The 6,920-nt window shown below is 63.4% G+C and carries 6 protein-coding genes; 2 read left to right on the forward strand and 4 right to left on the reverse strand.

Going from position 1 to position 6,920, the window contains the following annotated elements; all coding sequences use genetic code 11:
* Positions 1-2 precede the first annotated feature (2 nt).
* From KGB28_RS16100 to KGB28_RS16115, 4 genes are all read right to left on the reverse strand, one after another.
* On the reverse strand, positions 3-1,580 hold the full coding sequence (locus KGB28_RS16100; protein WP_223446550.1) for an aldehyde dehydrogenase (NADP(+)): 1,578 nt from the start codon (positions 1,578-1,580) through the stop codon (positions 3-5).
* A 107-nt stretch (positions 1,581-1,687) separates the two neighbouring features.
* Positions 1,688-2,635 carry a dihydrodipicolinate synthase family protein gene (locus KGB28_RS16105; RefSeq protein ID WP_223446552.1) on the reverse strand — a complete coding sequence of 316 codons (948 nt, stop codon included), beginning with the start codon at positions 2,633-2,635 and terminating at the stop codon, positions 1,688-1,690.
* A 57-nt stretch (positions 2,636-2,692) separates the two neighbouring features.
* Complete coding sequence (locus KGB28_RS16110; protein ID WP_223446554.1) at positions 2,693-3,619, reverse strand: 4-hydroxyproline epimerase; 927 nt, start codon at positions 3,617-3,619, stop codon at positions 2,693-2,695.
* 45 nt (positions 3,620-3,664) lie between these two features.
* On the reverse strand, positions 3,665-5,311 hold the full coding sequence (locus tag KGB28_RS16115) for an APC family permease (RefSeq protein ID WP_223446556.1): 1,647 nt from the start codon (positions 5,309-5,311) through the stop codon (positions 3,665-3,667).
* A gap of 187 nt (positions 5,312-5,498) precedes the next feature.
* On the opposite strand from KGB28_RS16115, the gene KGB28_RS16120 reads away from it, so the two are divergent.
* Positions 5,499-6,293, forward strand: coding sequence for an AraC family transcriptional regulator (locus tag KGB28_RS16120; protein ID WP_223446558.1), 795 nt, complete (start codon positions 5,499-5,501; stop codon positions 6,291-6,293).
* Positions 6,294-6,369: 76 nt separating this feature from the next.
* Positions 6,370-6,750 carry a RidA family protein gene (locus KGB28_RS16125; RefSeq protein ID WP_008021538.1) on the forward strand — a complete coding sequence of 127 codons (381 nt, stop codon included), beginning with the start codon at positions 6,370-6,372 and terminating at the stop codon, positions 6,748-6,750.
* Positions 6,751-6,920: the final 170 nt, after the last annotated feature.

The following is a 6,920-nucleotide window of genomic DNA, read 5'->3' on the forward strand; positions in this document are numbered from 1 at the left end:
GCCTAGGCTTCTCTCTGGCCGTCGAGCAGGCGACGCAACTGCAACGGGTTGCCGTGCTTGAGGGCGGCCGGCAACAAGGCGTCCGGGAAGTCCTGATAGCAGACCGGGCGCAGGAACCGCAGGATCGCCGCGGTGCCGACCGAAGTGGTGCGCGCATCGGACGTCGCCGGGAACGGGCCGCCATGGACCATGGCATCGCACACCTCGACCCCGGTCGGCCAGCCATTGACCAACAGGCGCCCGGCCTTGCGCTCCAGTATCGGCAGCAAGGTTTTGGCGCTCTCCACGTCGGCATCGTCCAGGTGCAGGGTGGCGGTCAACTGGCCTTCGAGGTGTTCGATGACCTGGCGGATTTGCTCGTCGTTGGCACATTGCACGATCAGTGACGCGGCACCGAACATTTCCGCCTGCAACGCCGGGTCGGCAAGAAACTCACTGGCCTTTGTGACGAACAGGTGAGCCTGGCACTGGTTCGGCGTTTCGCCCTTCAGGCCGACGGCCACTGTATCAGCGTGGGCATGCTCGGCCAGCGCGCCGACGCCGGCCTCGTAGGCCTTGAAAATGCCGGGGGTGAGCATGGTCTGCGCCGGGCTGCGCTGTAGCAGTTGCGCAGCCGTCTGGATGAAGTGCTCAAGGGCTGGGCCTTGGCGGGCAATCACCAGACCCGGGTTGGTGCAGAACTGGCCGGCGCCCTGGGTGAGGGAAGCGACGAAGCCTTGCGCCAGGTCTTCGGCTCGCGATTGCAGGGCTGCCGGGAACAGCAAGACCGGATTGATCGAGCTCATTTCCGCATACACCGGGATCGGCTCGGGACGCGCCTGGGCCGCGTTGCACAAGGCGATGCCGCCGCTGCGCGAGCCGGTGAAACCCACGGCCTTGATACGCGGATCGGTGACCAGGGCAATGCCCACTTCGCGGCCGGAGCCGTACAACAGCGAAAACACGCCTTCGTGCAGCCCGCAAAGTTTGACCGCACGGGCCACGGCTCGGCCCACCAGTTCACTGGTGCCGGGGTGCGCGCCATGGGCCTTGACGATCACCGGGCAACCGGCGGCCAGTGCCGACGCGGTGTCGCCGCCGGCGACGGAGAAGGCCAGGGGAAAGTTGCTGGCACCGAACACCGCCACCGGGCCGAGCGGCACCTGACGCTGACGCAGGTCCGGGCGGGGCAGGGGCTGGCGTTCCGGTTGCGCGGAGTCGACCCGTACATCCAGCCATTCGCCTGCACGTACGGTGCGAGCAAAGGTGCGCAGCTGCTGGCAAGTGCGACCCCGTTCACCCTGGATACGCGGGCGCGGCAGGCCAGTCTCGGCCACGGCGCGGTCGATCAATTCATCGCCGAGGGCTTCGATTTCGCTGGCGATGGTTTCGAGGAATTCGGCGCGGGCCTCCAGGGATGTCGCGCGGTAGCTGTCGAGGGCCCTCCAGGCCAGGGCGCAGGCCTGTTCGACGTGTTCGCCGCTGCCACCGTGATAGGCCGGTTCAAGGGGTAGATCAGTAGTGGGGTCGATGCCGCGGATCGCTTCGCGGTTACCGGCGATGGCCTGCTGGCCGATCAACATGTTGCCTGTCAGAGTCATGGTCTTTCCTGAAAAAAAGAGGGGCGGCGCTTGTGAAAAAAACGCCGTACCGCCGTGGGCGAAAATAAAGGCGGCGCGCATTGGCACGCCGCTGTACAGGCTGGATGTCAGGCGAAGTTCTGCTCGGCCGACCACTGCTCGTACCACTGGCGGAACAGCGCGTACTGGTTCTCGGCATAACGACGCTGGGCATCGCTGAGCGCATCGGTCTCGTTGAAGTGCAGGGTGTATTCCTTGTCGCCATTGAGCACCATCAGGTGCTTGTAATAGAGCACCAGATCGCAGCCCTCATCGAAGGACGACAGCACCGCCAGTGCCGATTCCAGCTCCCGCGCCTGATGACGCGCCTTGGCATCGCCCTTGGCTGCTTGTTTGCTCAAGGCCACCAGGCGCAACACTTCGCGCGGCAGTGCGTTGCCGATGCCGGTGATGGCGCCGGTGGCGTTGCAGTTGACGAAGCCATGAACCACCTGGGTGTCGACACCGACCATCAGGGTCACGTCATCGTCCTTGGAGGTGATGTGCTCAGCGGCGTAGCGCAGGTCGGCGGCACCGCCGAACTCCTTGAAGCCGATCAGGTTCGGGTACTCGCGGCGCAGTTCGAAGAACAGGTCGGCGCGGGTAGCGAAGCCGTAGTAAGGGCTGTTGTAGATCACCGCCGGCAGGCCTGGGGCGGCCTGGAGGATCGCGGCGAAGTGGGCTTTTTGCGCGGTGGCCGAAGCGCCGCGAGACAGCACGCGAGGAATCACCATCAAGCCATGGGCGCCGACTTTGGCCGCGTGTGCCGCATGGGACACCGCTTCGCGGCTGTTGACGGCACCGGTGCCGACGATGGTCGGAACGCCGGCGGCCACCAGGCGCGCCACGCCTTCCTGACGCTCGGCTTCGGTCAGCAGCGGCCAGTCACCCATGGAGCCGCAATACACCACCGCGCTCATGCCGATGTCGATCAGCTCGCGACCCTTGGCCACCAGTGCGTCGAAGTCCGGCTTGCGCTCGGCGGTGCATGGGGTCATCAGTGCAGGGATGCAGCCAGTGAAGATGTTGTCGCTCATTGTGTTGTCACTCCTGGAAGCGTTCATTCAGCTCGGGTTAGGGAAAAGGCGCGGGGCTCAAATGCCCCACGCAAAGGGGTCCTGTTCGTCGATCAGCAAGGTGCTGTCGGCGGTCATGCAGGCGCGGCCGGTGATGAAAGGGATGATGCGTTCGCCTGCCCATTCATAGCTGCCGACGAATTGGCTGGCGGTGATGCTGGCCTGGACCCAGCGTTCACCGGCGGCCAGTTTTCCATCGGCTGCCAGGCATGCCAGTTTTGCGCTGGTGCCAGTCCCGCAGGGCGAGCGGTCGTAGGCCTTGCCGGGGCACATGACGAAGTTGCGGCTGTCGGCGTGATCGTCGTCGGCAAACAGTTCGATGTGGTCGATCAGTGCGCCGTCTTCACCGTGGATGCCCTGAGCCTCGAGGGCCTTGAGCATTGCCCAGGTGTACTCGGTGAGGAACTCGACGTTGTCCATGTGCAACGCCTGACCGTGATCGGACACCAGGAAAAACCAGTTGCCGCCCCAGGCGATGTCGCCGTACACGCGGCCATGCCCCGGCACTTCGACCGGCACCTGTTGGCGGTAGCGGTAGGCGGGCACGTTGCGCAGGGTGACGTTGCCGTCCTCATGCAATGTGGCGCTGACCGGGCCGACCGGCGTATCGATCTTGTGCTCGCCGGGCTGGATGTGCCCCAGGTAATGCAGCGAGTTGACCAGGCCGATGGTGCCGTGACCGCACATACCGAGGTAGCCGGCGTTGTTGAAGAAAATCACGCCGCAGGTGGCATCCGGCGACACCGGCTCGCAGTACAGCGCACCCACCAGCACATCGTTGCCACGGGGCTCCAGCAGGCAGGCGCGACGCCATTGGTCATGCTGCTCGCGCAGGACATCGCGCTTCTCGGCCATGGTCCGGCCGGACAACTGGGGCAGGCCCGACATCACCAGGCGAGTCGGTTCGCCGCCGGTGTGGGAATCAATGACATGTACTTTTTTCATAAACCTTTCCATTAGAGGAACACGCAGGCTTTGCCGGCCTGAATTTCAGCGAGAGGTCTGGGCGGACACACCGATCGGACGCTGGCCTGTGGTCGTGCCGCTGTGAACAGGATCGGCTTCGCTTTCTCCGTCCTCTTCTTCCAGGCGAACCAGATGTGCCGGCACGCCGGTGGCCGCGCCCCAGTAGTAGATGCCCATCGCGCAGGCCGCCACGACCACGGTGTCGAAAGGATGGGTGAGTACGCCCATGCCGCCGAAGCTGCCGAGCCAGGACAGCACGATGGTCACGGCATAGAAGCCGATCAGCCATGCCGAAGAGCGCACTTGCTGGGCCAGGCTCAGGTGTTGGGTCGGCACGAAACGTCCGCACAGCAGGTACACCACGAACATCAGGATCTGCAGGCCGAGCAGCCAGGACACGGTGCTCCAGCCGGACCAGTAGACGATCAGCGCGGCGATGATGAACGACACAGGGCCCAGGACACCCATGCGCTTGACCTTGAACGGGCGCGGCATGTCCGGCGCATTGCGGCGCAGGGCAGCCACCGACACCGGGGCCACGGCGTAGCTCAATACCAGCGCGGCGGAGACCACGTTGATCAGGGCTTCCCAGGAAGGGAAGGGCAGGGTCCAGAACACCGACAGGGCAAAGGTCAGCCACAGCGCCGGACGCGGGATGCCGGACTTTTCATCGATACGGGTGAAGACCTTGAAGAAGGTGCCGGTTTGCGCCCAGCCGTAGATCACCCGCGGGGTGGCGTTCATGTAGATGTTGCCGCAACCGCTGGGGGAGATCACCGCGTCGGCCACCACCAGATAAGCCAGCCAGCCAACACCCAATGCCAGGGCGATGTCGCGGTAGGGCAGGGCCAGTTCCTTGGCGACGCCGGCCCAACCGTTGGCGAGCATTTCGGTGGGCACGCCGCCGAGGAACGCCACTTGCAACAGCACATAGATGGCAGTGGAGAGCAGCACGGAGAGGATCAGTGCAATCGGGATGGTGCGTTGCGGATTCTTCACTTCGCTGGCCACCGAGATGATCGGTGTCAGCCCCAGGTAGGCGAAGATGATGCCGCCGGCGGACACCGCCATCTCGACACCGGACAGCCCGAACGGCATGAAGCCCTGGGACTGGAAGTTCTGCGGTTTGAAGAAGGTGAACAGCACGCCGATCACCAGCAACGGCACGATGAACTTGAACAGGCTGATCAGGTTGTTGGCCTTGGCGAAGGTTTTCACGCTGTAGTAGTTGAGCATGAAGAACAGGCACAGCAGGCCGAACTGCACCAGCCAGCCAAGCGCTGTTGGATTGCTGGAACCGGCCTGGGTCAATGCGGGAAACCATGCAGCGGCATACTGGCGCGCGGCGACCACCTCGATGGCCACCAGGCTGGAAAACGCGATCAGCGTGATGAAGCCCATCAGGTAGCCCAGCAGCGGGCCGTGGGAGTAAACCGGGTAGCGAATCACACCGCCGGCTCGGGGCAGCGCCGCGCCGAGTTCACAGTAGACGATGCCCAGCAGCAGTACCGCAAAACCGCCGAGCAGCCAGGAAAAGATCCCCGCCGGCCCCGCGATGGCTGAGACGTGACTGGCTGCGAACAGCCAGCCGGAGCCGAAGATGGCCCCCAGTCCGATAAACGTAAGGTCTATCAACGAAAGTTGTTTTTTGAACTTGCCTTGGCCTGACATGGCATCGCCTTCTTGTGAGTTATTGGATAGGCAGGTGTGCACTTCAAGACGCCCCGGTCGGTTTTGCCGAGGAGGGCGGTGGCCATAGAGTGAACTTGGCGGCTTGCTCGCGATTGATGTTTTGCTTGGGTGTCGATGACGAAATCAGCACAATGGGCAATGTCTGATTTTTGCGAGAGACCGGTTGATGACTGAGGATGCGTTTGCGCTGTTGTGCCAGGGCGACGACTCGAACCGCCCCGAATCCATCGAGCAACTGCTGGCCGGTGTCGCGCTTTTACTGCCCATGCTCGACGTCATTCCGAATGCGGCGATCTTCATCAAGGATGTGCAGGCGCGCTATGTCATGGCCAATCGCACGCTGGTGCAGCGCTGTGGTTTGAAGCAGCTCAAGCCGCTACTGGGGAAAACCAGCGCCGAGGTGTTTCCCGAACAATTGGGGCCCGGTTACACCGAGCAGGACCGGCGTGTGCTGGAGCAGGGTCTGGTGCTGGAGGACCAGCTGGAGTTGCATTTGTACGGCAGCCGCGAACCGGGCTGGTGCCTGACCCATAAGCGACCACTGTATAACCGCCGCAATGAAATCATCGGTCTGGCGGGTATTTCGGTCGACCTGCAATCGGCCAGTGACACGCACCCGGCGTACCAGCGCCTGGCGGCAGTGGACGAGCACATTCGCGCGCATTTCAACCAGCGCGTTACCCTGGGCGAGTTGACGCGCATCGCCGGTATTTCCGTGGCGCAACTGGAACGCTACTGCAAGCGCGTGTTCCATTTGACGCCACGGCAAATGATCCAGAAGGTGCGCCTGGAGCACGCCCATCGACTGCTCCTCACGGATCTGCCGATCACCGAGGTCGCCCTGCAATGCGGTTATACCGACCACAGTGCGTTCACCCGGCAGTTCAAGGCATCGACCGGTTTCACCCCGCGCCAGTACCGCCAGGCCACCGGTCACGAGCAGCCGCCCGGGCTGGATTAGCGACGCGCCGCCAATGGCCCTGTAAACTGGCCGCGCAAAAGGCGCCAGCCTCATCACTTCAAGCAAGAGAGTCCTCATGGCAAACCACGACCTGACCTTTACCCCCGATCCCGATGCGGATTCGATTTCCTCCGACGTCGTTGGTTTCGGCGGCGTGCTGGTCTCCACCCAGATCCCCACCCGCGCCGACGGCAGCCTGGAACTGGGCGACATCACCCTGCAAAGCGAATGCACTCTGCAAGCGCTGAAAGTCGCACTGGAGCGTGCCGGCAGTTCCATGGACCGCGTGATGCACCTGACCATCTACCTCACCGACATGGCCGACCGCGCCGCGTTCAACGAAGTCTACAAGCGCTACTTCGCCAAACCATGGCCGGTGCGCGCTGCCGTCGGGGTTGCCTCGTTGGCGGTTGAAGGCATGCGCGTGGAAGTGACCGCGATGGCGGCCAAGGCCTGATCTCAGCCAGGCATACACACAACCCTGTGGGAGCGGGCTTGCCCGCGAAGACGGAGTGTCAGCTTGCACAGGTATTGACTGACCCAGCGCTTTCGCGAGCAAGCCCGCTCCCACAGTTGAATGTTGTTGTGCACAAATTCTGCGTACGACGTAAAACCCTTTGTGGGAGC

The sequence above is a fragment of the Pseudomonas sp. BF-R-19 genome (assembly GCF_019956445.1).
GTDB lineage: Bacteria > Pseudomonadota > Gammaproteobacteria > Pseudomonadales > Pseudomonadaceae > Aquipseudomonas > Aquipseudomonas fluorescens_BH.

Bases quoted from the DNA above. Each gene is read 5' to 3' on its own strand.
- KGB28_RS16100 (WP_223446550.1), bottom strand. From the start codon at position 1,580: ATGACTCTGACAGGCAACATGTTGATCGGCCAGCAGGCCATCGCCGGT.
- KGB28_RS16105 (WP_223446552.1), bottom strand. From the start codon at position 2,635: ATGAGCGACAACATCTTCACTGGCTGCATCCCTGCACTGATGACCCCA.
- KGB28_RS16110 (WP_223446554.1), bottom strand. From the start codon at position 3,619: ATGAAAAAAGTACATGTCATTGATTCCCACACCGGCGGCGAACCGACT.
- KGB28_RS16115 (WP_223446556.1), bottom strand. From the start codon at position 5,311: ATGTCAGGCCAAGGCAAGTTCAAAAAACAACTTTCGTTGATAGACCTT.
- KGB28_RS16120 (WP_223446558.1), top strand. From the start codon at position 5,499: ATGACTGAGGATGCGTTTGCGCTGTTGTGCCAGGGCGACGACTCGAAC.
- KGB28_RS16125 (WP_008021538.1), top strand. From the start codon at position 6,370: ATGGCAAACCACGACCTGACCTTTACCCCCGATCCCGATGCGGATTCG.